Raw genomic sequence first — 18,604 nt, 5'->3', positions numbered from 1 at the left:
TACGACTGGCATAAGGCAATGGATGATGTCTATATTTCAGATTATTTAAGAACTATTGCAATCAGCAACCGGTTCAATCAGTTGACGGGCAATTCGATCGTCAGGGTATATACAGCTTCATCCTGCGCAATGACCAGGCTGCCCCCGTTTTGCGCCAGCAGGCTTTTACTGGTTTTTAACCCCAGACCGGTACTTGCTGTCTGACTGGCAGCAGCGCGGACAGTATTGCTGAAGCTGATATACAGTGAAGTATGATCAATAAAGGCGGAAATTGATACCACTTTTGCCGGATCAGCATATTTAATAAGATTTGAAAAAATATTGTCAAAAATTCGTTGCAGGCTGTCAATCGGAAAACTGATACTATAGTGTATATTTTCAGGCTTGGTAAATTCGGTAATAAAACCATGAAAATCAAGGAGCAGAACACCATCATAAATAAGATGCTCCAGCAAACTATGATCAATATTCGTGTTCAATCCGGCAGCGTCATCATCAGACGCAGTAACCAGATACTCAAACATATTGTCAGTCAGCTTTTTTAATTGCCAGGCCTTTTCCTGACAGGTATGCAAATACTGACGCCTTTGCTCGTCACTGAGATTTTTTTTCTGAATCATAATTTCCAGATAACCGATTAAAGCGGAAAGCGGGGTGCGGACATCATGAGATATTGCTGTGGCAAAATTGCGGTTAACCGTTTCCAGGCGCTCCTGCCGTTGGTTCTGCAGAAGCAGGGAGCGCCGCATGTTATCAATATCCCGCGCCAGTGAACCAAGCTCATCATTGCCCTTTACGGTGATGGGGAAATCCAGGTTTCCGCCCTGCATCAATTTTATTTCATGATCCAAACGGTGAATATACAAGGTCTTTTGACGAACGAAAGATAACATGATCAATAAAAATACGAAAAAAAATATTACCAGATTCATATATGTAGCAATATCTTCATAGCGATGTTTCAGAAAAGAAGTGATACTGACCATCACATCCGCATCATGAAAATGAAGCGGATAGAGCGCATCACCCGGGGGCGGCTCCGCCCCGAGGCCGCTCGCGTTGGAGTCATAGATAAGCCTGCCGTTCTGATACATGGAAATCATGGTAATCTTCCTTGAGGCCACCCATTTGTTTAACTTGTGAAAATCCAAAACAGATACATTCTCTTCCAGAATATAAGCCTGCAGCCGGGATACCTCCTCTTGCAACTGTTCTTTTACAAACTGCGGCTGCCTAAGCCTTTTTTCGATCCATATGCCTGCACCGGCCTGTAAGCAGAGAAAAAGCAAAACAGACACGAAGAAAGAAATCATGAGGCACAGAATCAACTTAACATTCAGCTGCATATAGACCGATTGTTTAAATAAGTTTATATCCTTTCCCCCAAACCGTAACAATATATTTCGGATTCTGCGGATCTTTTTCAATCTTCTGCCGTAAATTTTTGATATGCACCATAACAGTATTACTGGATGCCGGCATAAATGGTTCCTGCCAAATTGTTTCGTAAATAGTTTGAACAGAAAATACTTGATCCCGGTTCTTGGCCAATAAAACCAATAATTGATATTCTATGTGGCGCAGCAAAATATCAATCCCTGCGACCGATACTTCACCTGCTGTCGGATGTACCAGCAGCTCCCGTATCTTGATATATTCGTTAGCCTGATTCGCGCTTTTCCCCTGATATACGGCGTAGCGGCGCAACAGCGCCTGTACCCTTGCCGACAACTCTATGGAAGAAAACGGCTTTAATAAATAATCATCTCCACCACAATCAAACCCATATTTCTTATCGGCGATATGGGCTTTTGCGGTTAGAAACAAAATAGGTGCCATTGTCTTTTGGCGCATTTCCCGGCACACATCAAAGCCGGATTGATCCGGCAGCATAATATCGAGAATTATGAGATCGATATTGGGATTTAACAGCAGCAGCTTCATGGCGGCAGCGCTATCCTCTGCTTTAAGCACTGTATAGTTCATATCGCTTAGTAAAATAGAAACAATATCACGAATATCTGCATTATCGTCAACGATTAAAATTTTGATTTGCTTACCCATAATCAGCTCCTTAGTAAGTGCGGCAGAATTGTCCTGCGTCAATTTAAGCGGCGGCCATGAAATTAAAAAATGAGACCCTCCCTGCAGCAACAGGGGGAGGTCCCATTTTAGAATAATCTATCTACGAAATATTCCGATTAAAAAGCCGAGATTATTTCGATAAATTCCCTCCCTGTCTGTCGCAGGTCAAACGGTGATTGTCATGCAGGCAGTTCTCCTGGCTCTGGATCGTGGCTCTTGCCATACCTTCCCGGAACTTACGCTCCAGTGGCATATCATGGCTTTGCTCCCCATTACAGTGGCGGGACCGCGCCGGCCTTTAACCGGTCTTCCCTATTAAGCCCCGAAAGGCACCTGCACCAAATTATTTTTTTGTCTTTTCTTGCATTTTCGTTGCTATTTTAAATTTTAGCATAGGTGTTGCTTACTGTCGAGCGCGGTTGTCTTGTTTTTACTTTTATTTATGTTCTTCCATGAAAAAAGAATATATTTTTGAAACCAGCTTGGAAAATAGCTTCAACAGCATGGGAACGGCAGCTAATATTATTGGAATATAATTTACTGCTATCTTAAATAATGTACCAGAGTGAGCCAAGGCTACGGATGGAATAGCCATCAAAGCCGCAACTATCAGAAAAGCCTTCATTATCCCCCCTCCTATTTACTTAATATAGTGGTCAATCGCCTCTTGTAAATCTTTAAGAAACTTTTCTTGTTTGCCCTCATTGACCGCATGAATAAGACAGTGTTCAAGATGATCTTTCAATATGAGTTTCGCAGCATTGTCTAGAGCTTTTCGAGCCGCTGCAATCTGAAGTAATATTTCAGGGCAGTCACGGCCTTCAGCAGCCATCTGCTTAATTGATCGAACGTGTCCTTCAATTCTCGACAGTCTGTTTGTAACTTGTTTCTGATGAGCATGTGTATGATTTTGCATAAAAGGTATCCCTCCTCCAGCTCCATAATATCCCCCCGGGGAGGATATTGTCAAGGCAAAAGCGGGTAAAGAACACACTCTGCGCCTTAAAATGAAAAACAGATGCCTTGAGGCATCTGTTTTTAACATAATATTTTCTTTTAAAATTCGCCAACATGCCCTTTGGCATCTTCCAAAATGATCACACCGCCGTATTTGGCAAACCGCTCGCGAACAAAGCGCAACATAGCAAGGCCATTATGGTCAAAATTCCTCACATCGTTCATATTGAGAACAATCCGCCTGTAACCATAATACAGGTGCTCCAGCAGGCTGCTTTGTAAAAGTTCGATATGTTCCGTAAAAACATCACCGCTTATGTTAATATATACCTGCTGCGAATCCGCCTTTACCCAAATTGACATATCTTCCACTCTCCCGGCGTTTGTGGCGCAAGCGGCACTAGTATAACCATTCAGCCAGTGTGCCGGTTACTTACCCAGTGTTGCCCCTAAAGCTTTGCATTCCTGCAGCCCGTCTGCATCCGGCGTAAGCTGTATGGTCAGCCCCTCGCCGATTACATTGGCGCCGTACCCCTTCATACGGTCGGCCCATTCCCGCATCCACTGCCCGTCGCCCCAATCATAGGATCCGAATAAGGCTACGGTCTTACCGGAAAAATCCACATCCTGCAAGGAAGCTACAAATGGTTCCATGTACCCTTCTTCCAGCATCTCTGACCCCATGGAGGGGCAGCCAAAGGCTACGGCATCCGCTGCCGCCACATCCTGTTGGGTCGCGTCTTCCACTCTTAGCAGTTTTACTGTATTGCCCTGCTCCGCTCCTTCTTTTACGGCTTGCGCCATCATTTCCGTGTTGCCTGTACCGCTCCAATAGATAATTGTTACTTTCTTCACGGTAATCCCTCCTTGGTATAATGATAATGATATTCATTATCATTATACCGCATTATGAGAAATTGTAAAGACCTCTTTGATCAACAGCTATTTCTTTCTCATGGACTAGCGTAAGGCAAAATATTTTTGATAAAAAAGTCCCGCGCCGTTGATCCGGAAACACTATGGACCGCACCGTCATCGATTTGTACAGATACTGCTTCTGTGCAATGATTCAGGCAAAAAATCGCGTTAATCTCAACCTGGTCCGCCAGCCCGTATTCTTCGCGCAATTGCTGCAGGGAATTCAGCACATTATAGGAGCCTTTGATATGACAGGCGCTGCCTATGCAAACGCTGACCTTGATCATATTGTCACGCCTTTCTAACATAATCCACATGGAGCAGCCTGTGTATGTTGCCTTTCAGCAGCCCGTCATAAAGCGCCATGATGATCGGATTTTCTTCCGAGCGTTTGATGCTGCTCATTCGATCGGCCTCATACAGCCCCACGCTCCTTTTATTTCTCCCTTCCCGTCCGGCAACCGGCTGCCCGGCGCCGCAGATACAGCCGCCGGGACAGGCCATGACTTCAATAAAATCATATTTTTTTTCGCCGCTGCGAATCTTATGGATCAAGCTATCCGCGTTTTTGAGACCGCTTACGACTGCAATCCTGACCTCGCGGCCGTCAAGGACGATACTTGCTTCCTTGACTCCCTGCAGACCCCGGACGCCGGTAAAAGCGATGGCCCGCAGGGCGGAAACCGATTTATCGTCGGCAATGCGCCGGATTACCGCTTCGGTAACACCGCCCGTCACCCCGAATATCACTCCGGCGCCGCTGGCGGCGCCAAACGGCATATCCACAGCCTCCGGCTCAATTTCGGAAAAGACGATGCCGGCTTCCCGAATCATTTGGATCAGCTCTTGGGTGGTAATAACATAATCCACATAGGGAACCCCATCTTTTTTAAATTCATCCCGCGCCGCTTCATACTTCTTGGCTGTACAGGGCATGATCGCCACAACGACAACCTTACGGTGGGAATGACCGTAATGCTCTTTCATTACACTGGCGAACATCTGCATCGGCGAACGGCAGGTGGATATCTTGTACATAAGCTGAGGATAATGCAATTCAGCATACCTTACCCATGCCGGGCAACACGAGGTGAATAAGGGCAGCTTTTCCTCTTTCTGCAGCCGCGCCGTAAATTCGCCGGCTTCTTCCAGCACCGTAAGATCGGCGCCGGTCGAAGTGTCAAACACTTCGTCAAACCCGATTCTCTTCAGGGCGGCGACGATTCTGCCCATCACATTTTCCCCGTCGGCAAGGCCCAGTTCTTGCCCGATGCCGACTCTGACGGCGGGAGCTATCTGCACGACCACTTTGGTATCCTTATCGCTTATGTCCTGCCACAGCTTCACCGTATCATTTCTGACAACGATCGCCCCTGTGGGACAGACAGCCGCACATTGGCCGCACCCCACACAGTTGGTCGTGGCTATTGGTGCGTCAAACGCCGTGCTGACGCACATCTTTGAGCCACGAAAAGCAAAATCGATGGCGCCGATATTTTGTACTTCATCACACATTCTCACACAGTCGCCGCACAGGATACATTTGCTCTTGTCCCGGACAATGCAGAGTGACGAGGTATCAAGTTCAGCCTCCCCGAATGTATTGCCAAACCGTACCTGCTTTATGCCAAAACGCTGGGCCAGTTCCTGAAGCTTACATCTTCCATTTTTCTCGCAGGTGGTGCAATCGCGGCAATGACTGGACAGGAGCAACTCCAGGATCATCTTTCGGTATTTTCTAAGCCGGGGCGTATTCGTGCGCACCTCCATACCGGCCTGGGGCGGTGTGGAACAGGCGGCATGAATCTCTCCCCGGTTATCCTCCACAACGCACATGCGGCAGGCGCCATAAACCGACAATTCCGAGTAGTAGCAGAAGGTGGGGAGTTCGATTCCCGCCTTTCTGATCAAATCCAGGATATTTTTTTCACCGGCAATTTCCACCGGCAGATTATCAATAATCATAAACTCCGTGCTCACGGTGTCAGTCCTCCTTTATTGCTTTAAACGCGCATGAGTCTATACAGGCTCTGCATTTTATGCATTTCCCGGAATCGATCATAAACGGCTCCTTGATCTTGCCGGAAATAGCTCCAACCGGACACAGCTTGGCGCACTTAGAGCAGCCGCGGCATATTTCCCGGTCAATATAAATCCGTCTTAATTTCTGGCAGATCTTGGACGGACATCGCCGTTCCACCACGTGAGCTTCATATTCTTCGCGGAAATACTTGATGGTGCTGACAACCGGGAAGGCGGCGGATTTGCCGAGGCCGCACAGCGCCGTCGACGATACGGTATCAGCCAGTTCCAGGAGCATGTCGATATCCTCAGGATTCCCCTGTCCGGCAACGATGCCCTCCAGAATTTCCCGCATGCGTTTGGTTCCCTCACGGCAGGGCACACATTTGCCGCAAGATTCGTTCTGGGTAAAATTCATAAAGAATCTTGCCACCTCTACCATACAGGTATGTTCATCCATCACCACCAGCCCGCCGGACCCGATCATTGCCCCCGCTTTTTTCAGCGAATCAAAATCAAGCGGCAGGTCCAGATGCTCTTTGGTCAGACAGCCGCCGGAAGGGCCTCCTATCTGTACGGCCTTGAACTCGGCGCCGCCACGCATGCCACCGCCAATGTCAAAGATAACCTCCCGCAGTGGCGTGCCCATCGGAACCTCAATCAGTCCTGTATTCTCTATGTTCCCCGTCAGGGCAAACGCCTTGGTGCCGGGGCTTTTTTCCGGCCCTATCGCTTTATACCAACCCGCGCCGTTTTGAATAATCAATGGTACATTGGCGAAAGTTTCCACATTGTTCAGCACGGTAGGCTTGGCAAACAGTCCCTGTTCAACTGTCCGCGGCGGCTTTACCCTTGGCATGCCGCGTTTTCCTTCTATAGACGCGGTAAGGGCGCTGCCTTCACCGCAGACAAAGGCGCCGGCGCCTTTGTTGATTTTTATATTAAAATGATAGCCGGTTCCCAGAATGTTTTGACCGAGAAGCCCGAAATCCCCGGCTTGAGCAATCGCTCTCTCCAGGCGGCTGACCGCCAGGGGATACTCGGCGCGCACATATATGTACCCTTCCGAAGCGCCGCAGGCCAGGCCGGCAATCATCATCCCCTCAAGCATTCTGTGGGGATCGCCTTCCATGATGCTTCTGTCCATAAATGCACCCGGGTCGCCTTCGTCACCGTTGCAGACAATATACTTGACTGCGTCTTTTTGCCGCCTGACCTGCGACCATTTGCGGCCGGTCGGATAGCCGGCGCCGCCCCGGCCCCTTAAATTGGACTGATCGATCGCCCTGATGATGTCATCCGGGCTCATATCAAAAAGGGCTTTTTCAAACGCCTGATATCCCCCGATCGCTAAGTATTCCTCGATGGAAGTGGCGTCGATATGTCCGCAGAGGTCCAGCACCAGCCGCGTCTGCTTTTTGTAGAAGGGGATTTCTTCCTGCGTCGGATAGGTTTGCCCTTCCTTTTGATAGGCAAGCCTGTCTACCAGCCTCCCGCCTAAAATTGTCTCTGCGATGATTTCGGCGCAATCCTCCGGTCTTACCTTGATATACAGCCAGCCCTGCGGCTCTATCCGCACCAGCGGGCCCATTTCGCAAAAGCCGTGGCAACCGCTCTTTTTGACGCCCACCGCATCATTATGCGGCTCCTTTTCCAGGCTTACCGAGCACTGGATCCCTTGGTCCTCCATCAATCGGATCAATTCGGCATGGATATCCAGCGACCCGCCGGCCACACATCCCGTCCCCGCGCAAACCAGAATCTTCTTCTTTTGCGTCTCAAGCGACTTTTCATACGTGGCGCAGGCAGTTTTCAGTTCTTCCCGGTTTAAAAGCATCTCAGTTCTCCTCCTTGAACTTCGCAAGAAGCTGGCTTGCTTTGTCCGGCGTCATCGCCGGATACACCTTATCATTGACCGTAAGCACGGGCGCAAGTCCGCAGGCGCCGAGACAGGCAACCGTTTCCACCGTAAACAGCAGGTCGTCGGTGGTCACCCTGGTTTCAGAAAGGCTGAGCTCCTGTCTCAGCCTTTCCAGGATGGGAACCGACTTTCGGACGTGGCATGCCGTTCCGTCACATATTTTTATCACATACTTGCCTTTCGGTTTGAGGGAAAAGTTTTCGTAAAAAGTCGCTACACTATAGATTTTGGCTGTGCTGATTCCAAGCTTGTCTGAAAGGTAAACCAGTGCTTCCCGGGGCAGATATCTGTATTTTCCTTGCGTATCCTGCAATATCGCGATAATATTGCTCGGCTCATGTCTGTACTTCTGCAGGATTTCATCCATCTCCCTAAAATCCGTCACTTCATGCATCGCGTAACCTCCCGACAATATATTGTGAATTTTTTCTCATTTTCAGTGTATCTGATCCCACAAGTGATTGCAACTTAAATTTGTGAAAGTTTTCTCATTATTAATTTCTGATTATGAAACGATAAAACGGGTTACTCAATGTGGCTTTAACATCGAATAACCCGTTTATCCATAAAACTATTCTTTTTCCAGGGGCAGCCCAGCGCTTTTCATTTTATCCCGGAATTCATCCTCATACTCTTGATAAGTATGAACCGGCACAGGGTAATTCCAAGGATTCACGTGCCGTACCGCCCGGTTATTGTTGGCCATGTTCCGGGTCGGGCTCATAAATACGCCGCCCATGTGCATAAGTTTGCTGAAGGGAAAATACGCGATCAACAGACTGACGGCAAACAAGTGAATATAAAACAGTATCCCGATATTGCCGGGAACAGCCGGCTTAAAGGTCATCAGTCCGATCATCAGAGATTTGACGGCGGTAACGTCCACGTTGATAAAATATCGCATCAACAGTCCGCTGGCCGCGATCAGCATGAGCAAAAACAACGGCAGGTAATCGGCGGCCAGGGAAATATAGCGGACCCCCGCCATGGCCATCCGGCGAAGGAACAGGTAAGTTACCGCTGTCAGCAAGGCAATGCCGGTCAGGTATACCGCCTGGAGGTCCATCAGGAAAAATCCGTCCATGGCCTGGAGAGAAAGGACAAGCGCCGGCGCCGGGTCCATAAGAAACCGCAAATGCCGCAGCACTACGATCAGCAAAGACCAGTGAAAGACCAGGGCAGCCAGCCAAAGCCACTTTTCCCAGTGATAAACCAGCCAGCCTCCGGTTGTGATGGATGGCCGAGTGTTATGAAGCAGAGACCGGAAGCAAAGGATCTCCAGCGCCATTCTGGCAATAACACCGGCAGTGTTAAAAGGATTGTCCACAGAGGCCGGCTGAATCCAGGCAAGGGATTTTTGCTGACCGCAGGTGGTGGGAATGCGGAAAGGAACCGGCGCCTTGGCCCAGTCCAGGACCTTATAGACGAAACCGCCGATGAATAAGGTGATGGCGGCATAAGGGATAATGACGCCAAACAGATAGGTCAGTCCCAGGTATTCGACGCCGAAGAAAACGACGCATACCAAAGCTGCAATTACGATGAGAGAGAACGTGACGCCCATGTGCTTCCCTCCCTTTCCGGCCTGAGTGCATCCGGTGCCTGACTCTCATCGGCCTTTACCGCGACAACGACGCGGTAAAACAGGCTGACCGTCAGGGCGCCTATGGCCCATACCCCGGCAATAATGCCTGCTTCCGGCAATGTTGGCAGGTATTCGCTGCTCTGGCCAAAGGGATGATTGACAAATCCCCCCGGAACAAAGCTGATTCCTTTTTCGATGAGCATGGCTGCAAACACACAGACTGAAGCCAGCAAAAGAGTCTTCTCATTTTCCCGTGTACCGCGGTTGATCAGCAGAATGAGGGCCGCCAGAGACAAAACGGCGAACAGCCGCATCAGCCCCACATAGGCTGAATGGCTAGGGGAGCCGAAGAATAAATAGTCCAATGCTTCCACATGGCCGGGAACCTGGCTGTAATAGGCGGTAAAAAATTCAACCGCGACCATGAACACTGTAATGATCATGGCGTAGGTCTGGATCAGAGCCAGCCTGCGTATGGCCTGCTGTCCGGCGTCAAAACCCGCCGCCCGTTTTAGGATGAAACAAAGCAGGATCAGCAACGCCGGGCCGGTGGCAAAAGCCGACGCCAGAAATTTGGGCGCCGTCAGAGCCGTCAGCCAGAAATCCCGTCCCGGCAGGCCGGAGTAGATAAAGGCAGTTACAGTGTGAATACTAAAGGCCCAGGGAATGGAGAGATAAATCAAGGGTTTGACCCAACCTGATACCGGGGCGCCTTTATATTCCGCCTCCAGCACATTCCAGCCGGTAATCAGGTTCAAAACCAGATAGCCGTTCATATCCCAAAACAGCGGTGAAGTGGGAGTGGCGTAGATGAGGACATTGAACAGCCGGGTGGGCATGCCCATGTCGATCATCACGAACAGCAGGCACATGACCACGGCCCCCACCGCCAGGAACTCTCCTAAAACTGTAATCCTGCCAAACGCCTTTACCCCATGCAGATAATGTGGCAGGACCACCATAACGGATGATGCGGCAACCCCGACAAAAAAGGTGAACTGACCGATATACAGTCCCCAGGAAACATCCCGGCTGAGCCCGGTAATGCCCAGCCCTTCGGCGAATTGCCGCATATAGAAGTGAAAACCCATAGCGGCCGCCGCCAGCAAAAAGGCCAGCCACAGCCAATAACCCCGGCCGCAGTTGCGAAAAGCCCGTTCCAACATATCTTGCGTCCTCCCCCTAAGTGATACAAAGTATCGCGAAGCAGTAGGAAAGTAAGGCGCGTTTCGGGTAAAACCAATGATCTGCACCTGCCACAAAGCCGAAATGCGTCTACTTTCCTGGCTTCTTTACACCAGATAGAAAACATTCGGCTGCGCGCCGAGCTTTTCTTTACGCCGGATGCTGTACTTATCCTGCAGTACCTGCCGCAGGGGTGAATCCGGGTCATTGCGGTCGCCGAAAATCAGCGCCTGATGCTTGCAGGCCTCCACGCAGGCCGGCATAAGGCCTACGGCCAGCCGTTCGCTGCAAAAATTGCATTTTTCCACCACCCCTTTGGTCCGGGTGGGATAGGAACCGCGAATTTCCGCCAGATACTGGCGGGGCTCCACAAAATTGAAGCTTCTGGCGCCGTAAGGGCAGGCGGCCATACAATAGCGACAGCCGGTACAGCGGTGGTAATCCATCATGACAATGCCGTCGGCCCGCTTGAAGGTCGCCTGGGTCGGACAAACCCGGACGCAGGCGGGATTGTCGCAATGGTTGCAGAGAACTATCACCTGGCGCTGCTTGGTCTGGGCATTCATGCAGTCATGGGTTTCACCGGCAAAGGCCCGATCATATCCTTCCGGCCAGATCCATTTCACTTCATGGTTAGCGTTCGGAATCTGCGGCACATTATGCAATGAATGGCAGGCAAGCATGCAGTCGGTACAGCCTGGGCGGCATTTGCTTGTGTCCACAGCCATAGCCCAGCGTTTTGCCGCAGGCCCGGCGGTTTGGTCCCCCTGAGCCCAGCCCCGGACTAAAGGCAATGCGCCCAGACCGGCCAGGCACAGGCCGCTGAGCCGGAGGAATTCTTTGCGGCTAAGTTTCATGGAACTCATGGTTGCTCCCCCTTGGGCGCCGCATGGCAGCTCCAGCAATTAGGAGTGTCAATGCCGGCGAAACTGTGACAGGAATCGCAAAACTCCTGTTTATTGCTGTGGCAGGACAGGCAGTTTTTTTCCAGACTCATGGGATACAATCTGCCGTCTTTGGCCACATACACGGTCTGTCCCTGGCGCACGGACTGTTCTTTCCATTCCCGCAGCAGCTTCATGTGATTTTTGCGCATAAATTCGCCGTCTTCAATACACTGTTTGGCCGTCAGCTGGTTGATCGCCGGCGTATGCAGGCTCAGGACCGGCTGGGGCCGGGAACTGACGGCGTTATACCAGAAGGGCGCGGTTGCCGCCAGTACAAACAGGGCCAGGGCGATGATTACATAGCGCGCCTTATGCATCTTGCGCACCTTCCGCTCCGGCTAAAGGTTCAAACCGGAGATTCATGACCCGGTTTGCCTCGCCGGTCATCACCAGGGCATTGCCCACCAGCTCATGCAGGCTGCATACCTCCACATCAGAGACCCAATAGTTCATCAGCGGCGGCAGAGTAGCCCGGTCAATGGCGCAGATGCAGGCCAGCATGTTGACGCCATGCCGGTCCCGGACATATTGTACGGCATTGGCCCGGGGCAGTCCGCCCCGCATCCGCATCTCCATGTTTTCATCGGCGCCCAGGCCGGCGCCGCCGCCACAGCAGAAGGTTTTTTCCCGGATAGTCTCGTCAGGCATTTCATAAAAATTGCGGCAGACATTCTTCAGAATGTAGCGGGGCTCTTCCAAGAGACCTACCGACCGGGCCGGATTGCAGGAATCATGGAAAGTGACTTTCAGTGAATCGTTGCGGCTGGGGTCCAGGGTGACCTTGTTATGTTTGATCAGGTCGGCGGTAAACTCCGCCACATGAATCATTTTGGTGGACCGGGCATGTTCAAATACCGTACCGGTCACAGGCGACACAGGGGTAGACAGGAAGTCCGCCGGACCGTTCATGGTGTCCATATACTGATGAATCACCCGCCACATATGGCCGCACTCGCCGCCCAGAATCCATTTTACCCCCAGTCGCTTGGCTTCGGCGTAAATTTTGGCATTGAGACGCTGCATCATTTCATGGGAGGTAAACAAGCCGAAATTGCCGCCTTCCGAGGCATAGGTGCTCAAGGTGTAATCCAGGCCGATCTCGTGAAACAGCATCAGCTGCCCCATCAGGCCATAAGTGCCGGGATCGGCAAACACATCGCCGGAGGGCGGTACATACAGGATTTCGGCGCCTTTGCGATTGAAGGCCGGCGCAATGGTGATGCCGGTGATATCCCGGATATTCTCGGTCAGAAAATCCATGGAATCCACCAGGCCATGAGGCTGTATGCCTAAGTGGTTGCCTTTCATGTAGCAGTTGGCCACCGGCGTTGCCACCCAGTCGATATTCACCCCGATCAGGTTGAGCAGTTCCCGTCCGATCATAGTGATTTCCGCCGTGTCAATGCCATAGGGACAAAAAACCGAACATCGCCGGCATTCGGTGCACTGGTAAAAATAATAGAACCATTCTTTGATCACATCCACCGTCAGTTCCCTGGCGCCGGCCAACCGTCCCAGCAGCCTGCCGGCGGCGGTAAAATCCCGCCGGTAGACCGAGCGCAGCAATTCCGCCCGCAACACCGGCATGTTCTTGGGGTCCCCCGAGCCGATATAGAAATGGCATTTGTCGGCGCAGGCGCCGCAGCGGACGCAAATATCCATAAACAACTGTAAAGAACGGTATTTGTTCAACCTTTCCCGCAGTCCTTCCAGGATGATTTCCCGCCAATCTTCCGGCAGTTTCCAGTCCGCATCCTCGGGAGACCATTTGCGAGGATTGGCCAAACCTACGGTCTGCAGGCTTTCCGCCTTCCCGGCATACAGCCAGGTGCCCGGTTTAAAATGAACCGGAGTATCCATCCAGTTGGATTTTGGTGGTCTATGATCCACTTGTATGAGTTCTTCCGGTTTAGGGAGTTTTGCCATATTCACACCTCTCCCGCTCAGTATTCGCCAGATCCCGCTCTGGCACATCACCGTCACCTGCGGCCAGTATCATGCGCTCTATGGTTTGACAGCGTTTGGTCAAGGCTGCCAGTTGGATTTGATGCAAATTTTCCCGGCATGCCTGATATACGTCAAAGGCCAGCAATATCAGCCGCTCCAGCCATAGCTCCGCAGCCGGCCAATCCTGTTGGATGACGCCGGCGTTTTTGGCTGTAATCAGATTGGACTGCAAAATATGCCGCAGCCCGGGAATAAAAGCTATGGCCTGAGACGGCTTCACGTCCTGCACCGCCCGTATCCGCAAAATCAAATCTAAAGAATCCCTCAACTTTTCCGTATCGACGTTCTCCACAAGGCCGTCGTATAATGTTGCAATGCTTTGACAGGTGCGGCTGCCCACCGGATTGGCGAAGCTGCCGGCAGACCCCCGCATAAAGCCGGCGGTCCCGGTCGGATAGACTTCAAAACAACAGATCAGCCAGTCCTTTAACAGGGCATCCCTGTTTTTCTTGAGCCATTCCCGCAAACATTCCGGATTACCCACAGTTCTTGCCTCCTTCATGTATTGAAAACTCATCTACCGCCTCGAATCCGGGACCGTTCAAAAGGGTTCAGATGCTAGGCTCGACGAGGACGTGCGTGAGACTGTACGTTTGCAGGGTACGTCGAACGCACGCCCGCAGGAGCATCAACGCAGATGGACCTTTTTCAACGGTCCCGTTAAAATTCTTCGTCCCAACTGATATACGGCTGCGGCAGACCCGGCATGGCATTGACTATCAGCTCCACCAGGCCGCCGTAATGAATATTATATTTCTCCTTAAAGCCATAATGCTGCTGCAGTATATCCCGGGCCGAACCTTTGCAGTTGGAGCAGGGGGCACAGTAGTATTTGGGAATGGCCGGGTCCAGGCAATCGGCAAAAGTCTCCAGCACCTGCCGCGCCTTGCGCCTGCCGGCCACTTGGTTGCGCCATTCCGGGAAGTTCTGTGAATTCATAATGGCAAAACCGCTGCCGCCGCCGCAGCAGTAATTTTCGATACCGGCCTGAGGCATTTCCCGGAAGCGTCCTGACGGCAGGATTTTACTGAGAATGTTGCGCTGGGGCGAAACAATGCCCAATAACCTGACGATATTGCAGGGATCATGCAGCGTAACGGGAAAATCGTTGCGGCTGGGGTCAAATTTTATCGCGCCGCCGGTGACAATCGACTCTAAGAGCGGCAGGCAGCTTTCCCGGAGTATGGACAGGTCTCCTGTCAATAATCGATCGGCAATGCACAATAACCCCTTGGCGGCGTGGCCGCACTCGCCCACGACAATTTTGCCCGCACCCAGATTCTTGGCTGCTTTCACCTGAGCGGCAATAATCCGGGCAAACTGAATATCGTCATACCAGACCCCGTAATTGACTCCCTCATAGCCCATGGCTTCGCTGGACAGGGTCCAGTTAATGCCGGCAGCGTCAAACAAAATGGCGAATGCCGCCGGATTTTCCGGCCAGGCCAGGTATTCGCCCGCATTGTGGATCAGCAAAATATCGGCATTTTTTTTATCGACCGGTATGGTGATCCGCCGTCCGGTCCTTTCTTCGATGAGATCTTCGATAAATTCAATGGTGTCGCGAAAAGCCGGCGGCATCATGCCGGTAGTGGAACCGGTTTTCAGATGCTGCACCGTGCCGGCTTTGTGGATGGCCTCCGGTGCGATCCCCATTTCCTGGCTGAACACTTTACGCAGTTCCCTGGCCAGCAGGGCATTGTCCACACCCACCGGGCAGACAGAGGCGCAGCGCCGGCACAGGCTGCAGCGGTAAGCCAGCTCAGCCAGACGGTATACGACCCGCCAGTTCAGCTCCACATCAGCGCCGGCCCACTTCCCCAACAAACGACCGGCCGGTGTAAAATACCGGCGCCGGATGCGCCGCAGCACTTCCGAACGGTAGTTTGGACGGTAAATATCCTGCCTGCCGCTTTCCAGATAGATCGGACAGGCGTCATTACAGGTATTGCACTGCATGCAATACTCGGTGCTTAAGGTGGTAGGCTGGAGAAACCCCCAGTTATTTTCACGGCTGAACAACTTCTCCAGGCCCCTCAGGAAGGACCGAACAATCGCATCTTCTTCCTCCCGGCTCTGGGGCACAGGCAGGTTCAGCCCGGAAAATCCGTCCAGAGAATAATCATACTTTTCCCTGACCCCGGTCTTTACGGCTTTGAAAGCTTCTTCCGGCTCCTCGCCGGCCAGAGGCGGCAAATCCGCCGGGGTCAAAGGGCAGAGCACTTCACACGCAGTTCCGATGTCGCCGATTTTGATTGGCTTTGCTTTTTCTTGCGATGTCATTGTCATTTGCCGTCCCCTTCCTCCCGGGCTCCCGCCGCTTGTTCCAGCCAGTTCCCCCACCGTTTGACATGGGGAGCAGACCAGCTGACCTGACCGTGCAGAGAGGATGATACGTTCTGTTCTAACGGGCTGCCCGGCTGTATGGGTTCATCATCCCACATGATCCGGTGATAAAGAAAGTATTTGGCGGCATAATGCATCATCCGGCTAAAGGGCAGCACCAGAAGAAACAAGCTGAAGATCAGCATTTCCCAGGCAATCAAAGGATGAGTGACAGCGGGACGGAGCCTGAGCAAGGAGCCAATATGCTCTCTGATTAAAATAAAAGACCGATCAACTGTCAGCCAGGCGGTCAGGCCTGAACCGAACAGCAGGATCATAATTCCCAGCTGGGCATACAAAACAGGATCGGACATTTGCCGCAGCCCCTGATCCCCCAGGCGCAGCCGCAGCAGGTAAAGGCTGCCGGACAAACCGGCTGACAGCCCAGCCGCTCCGGTCACCTGAGTCAATCCCTGAAGCAAAGCGGTCCAGCCTGACACAGGCTGACCGGCGGAGATTGCCCAGGCGCCAACAATCAGCAGTACAACCCAGGCAGCACATAAATAGATCCCGATATGCAGGGGAAAGGACCCGGTCCATAATCTCCGATTATGAACAAAGGCTTTTTGAATCCAGACCATTTCCCGCAGCATGGCCATCAGTTCATATCGGGGGAAAATCGGCGGTTTGCGGGAATGAAAATCCTGTTTCTGATATTTTGACCCGATCGGCCCCTGATGCGGTATCGGATACAAATCCCACCGCAAATGGCGCGGCATTCCGGCGTAAAACGCCAGTTTGCACCCAGTTGCAATCAAACAGATCAGGATCGCGGCATAGACCATTGGTCCGGCAGCCCACCAACTCATCGAATACACAAAAGCACCTCCTGCGTCTGAGACTACAGCATGCCCCAGCCCCGGGTATACTCCAGGACGATTTGAAACTCGCGGTCCTGAAAGCCGGCCTGCCGCAGCGCTCGTTTTATTTCATACGCTTCCGTAGTGTTGGAGTAGCATAAAATCGCATTCTTGCCGGATTCAAAATCAAACCCCAGAGCAGCCATTACTTCCATCATGGCTGCTGCCCGCGCCATCCGCGCCTGCATCAGTTTGCCCGTCTGCCTGACCTGGTCCGGCGTCAAAGGAGCCCCCTTTGCTTTATGCCAGTCTTCTGCCGGTGGCAGGTTGAGACAAACTCTGGTTAAATGAGTGACCACCGGCGTTGTCTGATGATTATGCAGGCTTGGCATCGCCATCCTCCTTTTATCATCCATTTTTTTATATAGGGTACATGTATTGAAATAGCAGAAAAGTCGGGCCAGACTTGCAGGTCCGGCCATTCTTTCCTGCCATGTGGGGGATGTAGGAGATTTTATTTCACGCCCATCCAATAGTCAACAAACACCACATTCGACAGCCAATACCCCAGGGGAACATTGATGAGAACCCCGATAGCAAAAGCAGCCAGGGGTTTCCAGCCAAAGTTGGTGAGTTCCCGGAAGCGGGTGGTGAAACCGATGCTGAGGAAGGTCCAGGTAAAGGTCCAGCCCCGCAAATTTTTAACGACTCCCAGGACATCTTTGGAGTAGGTTCCGGCGGTTTTGGGGTCTAAAGCGGCGATGATCAGAGTTGTGAGGATTGAGGCGGCAAAGAAACCCATTACAAATTTAGGAAAACGGCGCCAAACTTCACCATAGTCCACCCGTTCCGACTCGGCCAGGCTCTTTTTCTCCCAGACGGTAACCGACAGGATCGCCACCATCAAAGCCCAAAGGCCGACAAACATATCCCGGCCGACCACCTTCATCAGGGTAAAGGTTTTAACTGCTGTATCACCGCTGACGCCAGCGATGGCGTTATACTGTTCCGCTGCAGCGAACCCCGCCGCATCGGCAAACTCAGATGTGCCGATCCAGGCGCCGGCCGGCCCTGGCTCCATGCCCAGTTTATGGGCAAAGCCGGGCAATACGGCGATCATGATCACCGCCCAGATTACCACCATTGAAATGGCAATGGACACGTGCTCTTTTTCCGCCCTGCAGGCGCCCCCCACCGCAATCGAGCCGGATACGCCGCAAATAGAACCTCCTGCGCCCAGAGTGGCGCCAAACCGCGGATCTAACTTAAACAGGCGAGTAGCGGCCAGATAAATGGAGAAGAAAGTCGTGACCGAAACAATAGTTGCCTGGAGGATGGCTAGCGGGCCCGCCGACATGATAATCGTAAACGGCAGAGTAGCGCCCATCAGAATGATCCCGGTTTTTACATAATATTCAGTCCTTAACGCTTCTTTGAACCAGCCCGGAAGCGGCATCAGGTTGCTGACAACCATGCCGAAGACCAATGCCAGCAGCGGGGTTTCCAACTGATATTGCTTCATATATTGATTAGAACCCAAAATAGTGATAAGGACGGACAAGATGAACAATACGATAAAACCCTGTACATACTTTGGCACGTTGAAACCCATTATTTTTGCGCCTACAGTGAATGTTGCCCCGAAGAAAAAGAACAGGGTTACGATGCCGCCGAAGCTTTCGACCAAAGCGACCGCTACCTTGCCAAAATCAGTGGACCAGCCGGGCACGCTTACGGCCATGGACTTAAAAATGCCAAAGGCGCCGGTGAAGAATGCCAGGGACGCCAGGAT

General features: G+C 51.8%; 20 protein-coding genes and 1 riboswitch. All 20 genes read right to left on the bottom strand.

Annotated features, from left to right (window positions below):
• Positions 1–77: 77 nt before the first annotated feature.
• Positions 78–1,298: a HAMP domain-containing sensor histidine kinase gene (locus ALO_RS03785; RefSeq protein ID WP_169313121.1), complete on the bottom strand. Its 1,221-nt coding sequence runs from the start codon at positions 1,296–1,298 to the stop codon at positions 78–80.
• Positions 1,299–1,359: 61 nt separating this feature from the next.
• Positions 1,360–2,064 (bottom strand): response regulator transcription factor, encoded by a 705-nt coding sequence (locus tag ALO_RS03780; protein WP_004093098.1) that lies wholly within the window; start codon positions 2,062–2,064, stop codon positions 1,360–1,362.
• Between the two features lie 190 nt (positions 2,065–2,254).
• A riboswitch (cobalamin riboswitch) is annotated at positions 2,255–2,437 on the bottom strand.
• A gap of 84 nt (positions 2,438–2,521) precedes the next feature.
• Entirely contained in the window at positions 2,522–2,710 is a 189-nt protein-coding gene (locus tag ALO_RS03775; RefSeq protein WP_004093096.1) for a hypothetical protein, read from the bottom strand.
• A 15-nt stretch (positions 2,711–2,725) separates the two neighbouring features.
• Complete coding sequence (locus ALO_RS03770) at positions 2,726–3,001, bottom strand: metal-sensing transcriptional repressor (RefSeq protein WP_004093094.1); 276 nt, start codon at positions 2,999–3,001, stop codon at positions 2,726–2,728.
• A 140-nt stretch (positions 3,002–3,141) separates the two neighbouring features.
• Positions 3,142–3,405, bottom strand: coding sequence for an STAS domain-containing protein (locus ALO_RS03765; protein WP_004093092.1), 264 nt, complete (start codon positions 3,403–3,405; stop codon positions 3,142–3,144).
• A gap of 66 nt (positions 3,406–3,471) precedes the next feature.
• Complete coding sequence (locus ALO_RS03760) at positions 3,472–3,897, bottom strand: flavodoxin (RefSeq protein WP_004093090.1); 426 nt, start codon at positions 3,895–3,897, stop codon at positions 3,472–3,474.
• Positions 3,898–3,995: 98 nt separating this feature from the next.
• A complete protein-coding gene (locus tag ALO_RS03755) occupies positions 3,996–4,247 on the bottom strand; it encodes a (2Fe-2S) ferredoxin domain-containing protein (protein WP_004093088.1) in 252 nt (83 codons plus the stop codon).
• A gap of 4 nt (positions 4,248–4,251) precedes the next feature.
• A complete protein-coding gene (locus ALO_RS03750; RefSeq protein WP_004093086.1) occupies positions 4,252–5,940 on the bottom strand; it encodes a [FeFe] hydrogenase, group A in 1,689 nt (562 codons plus the stop codon).
• Positions 5,941–5,944: 4 nt separating this feature from the next.
• Positions 5,945–7,819, bottom strand: coding sequence for an NADH-quinone oxidoreductase subunit NuoF (gene nuoF / locus ALO_RS03745; protein WP_004093084.1), 1,875 nt, complete (start codon positions 7,817–7,819; stop codon positions 5,945–5,947).
• Position 7,820: 1 nt separating this feature from the next.
• Positions 7,821–8,297, bottom strand: a complete 477-nt coding sequence (locus tag ALO_RS03740) for an NADH-quinone oxidoreductase subunit NuoE family protein (RefSeq protein ID WP_004093082.1) — start codon at positions 8,295–8,297, stop codon at positions 7,821–7,823.
• Between the two features lie 177 nt (positions 8,298–8,474).
• Positions 8,475–9,467: a sulfate reduction electron transfer complex DsrMKJOP subunit DsrM gene (dsrM, locus tag ALO_RS03735; RefSeq protein WP_004093080.1), complete on the bottom strand. Its 993-nt coding sequence runs from the start codon at positions 9,465–9,467 to the stop codon at positions 8,475–8,477.
• The gene (gene dsrP, locus ALO_RS03730) at positions 9,440–10,654 is read right to left on the bottom strand and encodes a sulfate reduction electron transfer complex DsrMKJOP subunit DsrP (RefSeq protein WP_004093078.1); all 1,215 of its coding nucleotides are present in this window, start codon (positions 10,652–10,654) and stop codon (positions 9,440–9,442) included. Before dsrP ends, dsrM begins: the two co-directional genes overlap by 28 nt.
• Positions 10,655–10,780: 126 nt before the next feature.
• Positions 10,781–11,530, bottom strand: a complete 750-nt coding sequence (dsrO, locus tag ALO_RS03725; protein ID WP_040292677.1) for a sulfate reduction electron transfer complex DsrMKJOP subunit DsrO — start codon at positions 11,528–11,530, stop codon at positions 10,781–10,783.
• 5 nt (positions 11,531–11,535) lie between these two features.
• Entirely contained in the window at positions 11,536–11,937 is a 402-nt protein-coding gene (dsrJ, locus tag ALO_RS03720; protein ID WP_004093074.1) for a sulfate reduction electron transfer complex DsrMKJOP subunit DsrJ, read from the bottom strand.
• Positions 11,930–13,546: a sulfate reduction electron transfer complex DsrMKJOP subunit DsrK gene (dsrK, locus tag ALO_RS03715; RefSeq protein WP_004093072.1), complete on the bottom strand. Its 1,617-nt coding sequence runs from the start codon at positions 13,544–13,546 to the stop codon at positions 11,930–11,932. The genes dsrJ and dsrK overlap by 8 nt, the downstream gene beginning before the upstream one ends.
• Positions 13,530–14,111, bottom strand: coding sequence for an RsbRD N-terminal domain-containing protein (locus tag ALO_RS03710; RefSeq protein ID WP_004093068.1), 582 nt, complete (start codon positions 14,109–14,111; stop codon positions 13,530–13,532). The genes dsrK and ALO_RS03710 overlap by 17 nt, the downstream gene beginning before the upstream one ends.
• 176 nt (positions 14,112–14,287) lie before the next feature.
• Positions 14,288–15,916, bottom strand: coding sequence for a (Fe-S)-binding protein (locus ALO_RS03705; protein ID WP_004093066.1), 1,629 nt, complete (start codon positions 15,914–15,916; stop codon positions 14,288–14,290).
• Positions 15,913–16,830, bottom strand: a complete 918-nt coding sequence (locus tag ALO_RS03700; protein WP_040292667.1) for a hypothetical protein — start codon at positions 16,828–16,830, stop codon at positions 15,913–15,915. The genes ALO_RS03705 and ALO_RS03700 overlap by 4 nt, the downstream gene beginning before the upstream one ends.
• Before the next feature lie 23 nt (positions 16,831–16,853).
• Complete coding sequence (locus ALO_RS21680; protein WP_004093051.1) at positions 16,854–17,204, bottom strand: hypothetical protein; 351 nt, start codon at positions 17,202–17,204, stop codon at positions 16,854–16,856.
• Between the two features lie 122 nt (positions 17,205–17,326).
• Positions 17,327–18,604: YeiH family protein (locus tag ALO_RS03690; protein ID WP_004093049.1), on the bottom strand; the 1,278-nt coding region annotated here is incomplete at its 5' end.

Origin of the sequence: Acetonema longum DSM 6540, from assembly GCF_000219125.1 — a bacterium.
In the GTDB taxonomy this organism is placed as follows: Bacteria; Bacillota; Negativicutes; order Sporomusales; family Acetonemataceae; genus Acetonema; species Acetonema longum.
Note: the sequence above shows the minus strand (reverse complement) of the source record. Positions and strands in the feature narration are given on the sequence as shown.

Bases quoted from the DNA above. Each gene is read 5' to 3' on its own strand.
- ALO_RS03780 (WP_004093098.1), bottom strand. From the start codon at position 2,064: ATGGGTAAGCAAATCAAAATTTTAATCGTTGACGATAATGCAGATATT.
- ALO_RS03775 (WP_004093096.1), bottom strand. From the start codon at position 2,710: ATGAAGGCTTTTCTGATAGTTGCGGCTTTGATGGCTATTCCATCCGTA.
- ALO_RS03770 (WP_004093094.1), bottom strand. From the start codon at position 3,001: ATGCAAAATCATACACATGCTCATCAGAAACAAGTTACAAACAGACTG.
- ALO_RS03765 (WP_004093092.1), bottom strand. From the start codon at position 3,405: ATGTCAATTTGGGTAAAGGCGGATTCGCAGCAGGTATATATTAACATA.
- ALO_RS03755 (WP_004093088.1), bottom strand. From the start codon at position 4,247: ATGATCAAGGTCAGCGTTTGCATAGGCAGCGCCTGTCATATCAAAGGC.
- nuoF (WP_004093084.1), bottom strand. From the start codon at position 7,819: ATGCTTTTAAACCGGGAAGAACTGAAAACTGCCTGCGCCACGTATGAA.
- ALO_RS03740 (WP_004093082.1), bottom strand. From the start codon at position 8,297: ATGCATGAAGTGACGGATTTTAGGGAGATGGATGAAATCCTGCAGAAG.
- dsrM (WP_004093080.1), bottom strand. From the start codon at position 9,467: ATGGGCGTCACGTTCTCTCTCATCGTAATTGCAGCTTTGGTATGCGTC.
- dsrP (WP_004093078.1), bottom strand. From the start codon at position 10,654: ATGTTGGAACGGGCTTTTCGCAACTGCGGCCGGGGTTATTGGCTGTGG.
- dsrO (WP_040292677.1), bottom strand. From the start codon at position 11,530: ATGAAACTTAGCCGCAAAGAATTCCTCCGGCTCAGCGGCCTGTGCCTG.
- dsrJ (WP_004093074.1), bottom strand. From the start codon at position 11,937: ATGCATAAGGCGCGCTATGTAATCATCGCCCTGGCCCTGTTTGTACTG.
- dsrK (WP_004093072.1), bottom strand. From the start codon at position 13,546: ATGGCAAAACTCCCTAAACCGGAAGAACTCATACAAGTGGATCATAGA.
- ALO_RS03705 (WP_004093066.1), bottom strand. From the start codon at position 15,916: ATGACAATGACATCGCAAGAAAAAGCAAAGCCAATCAAAATCGGCGAC.
- ALO_RS21680 (WP_004093051.1), bottom strand. From the start codon at position 17,204: ATGCCAAGCCTGCATAATCATCAGACAACGCCGGTGGTCACTCATTTA.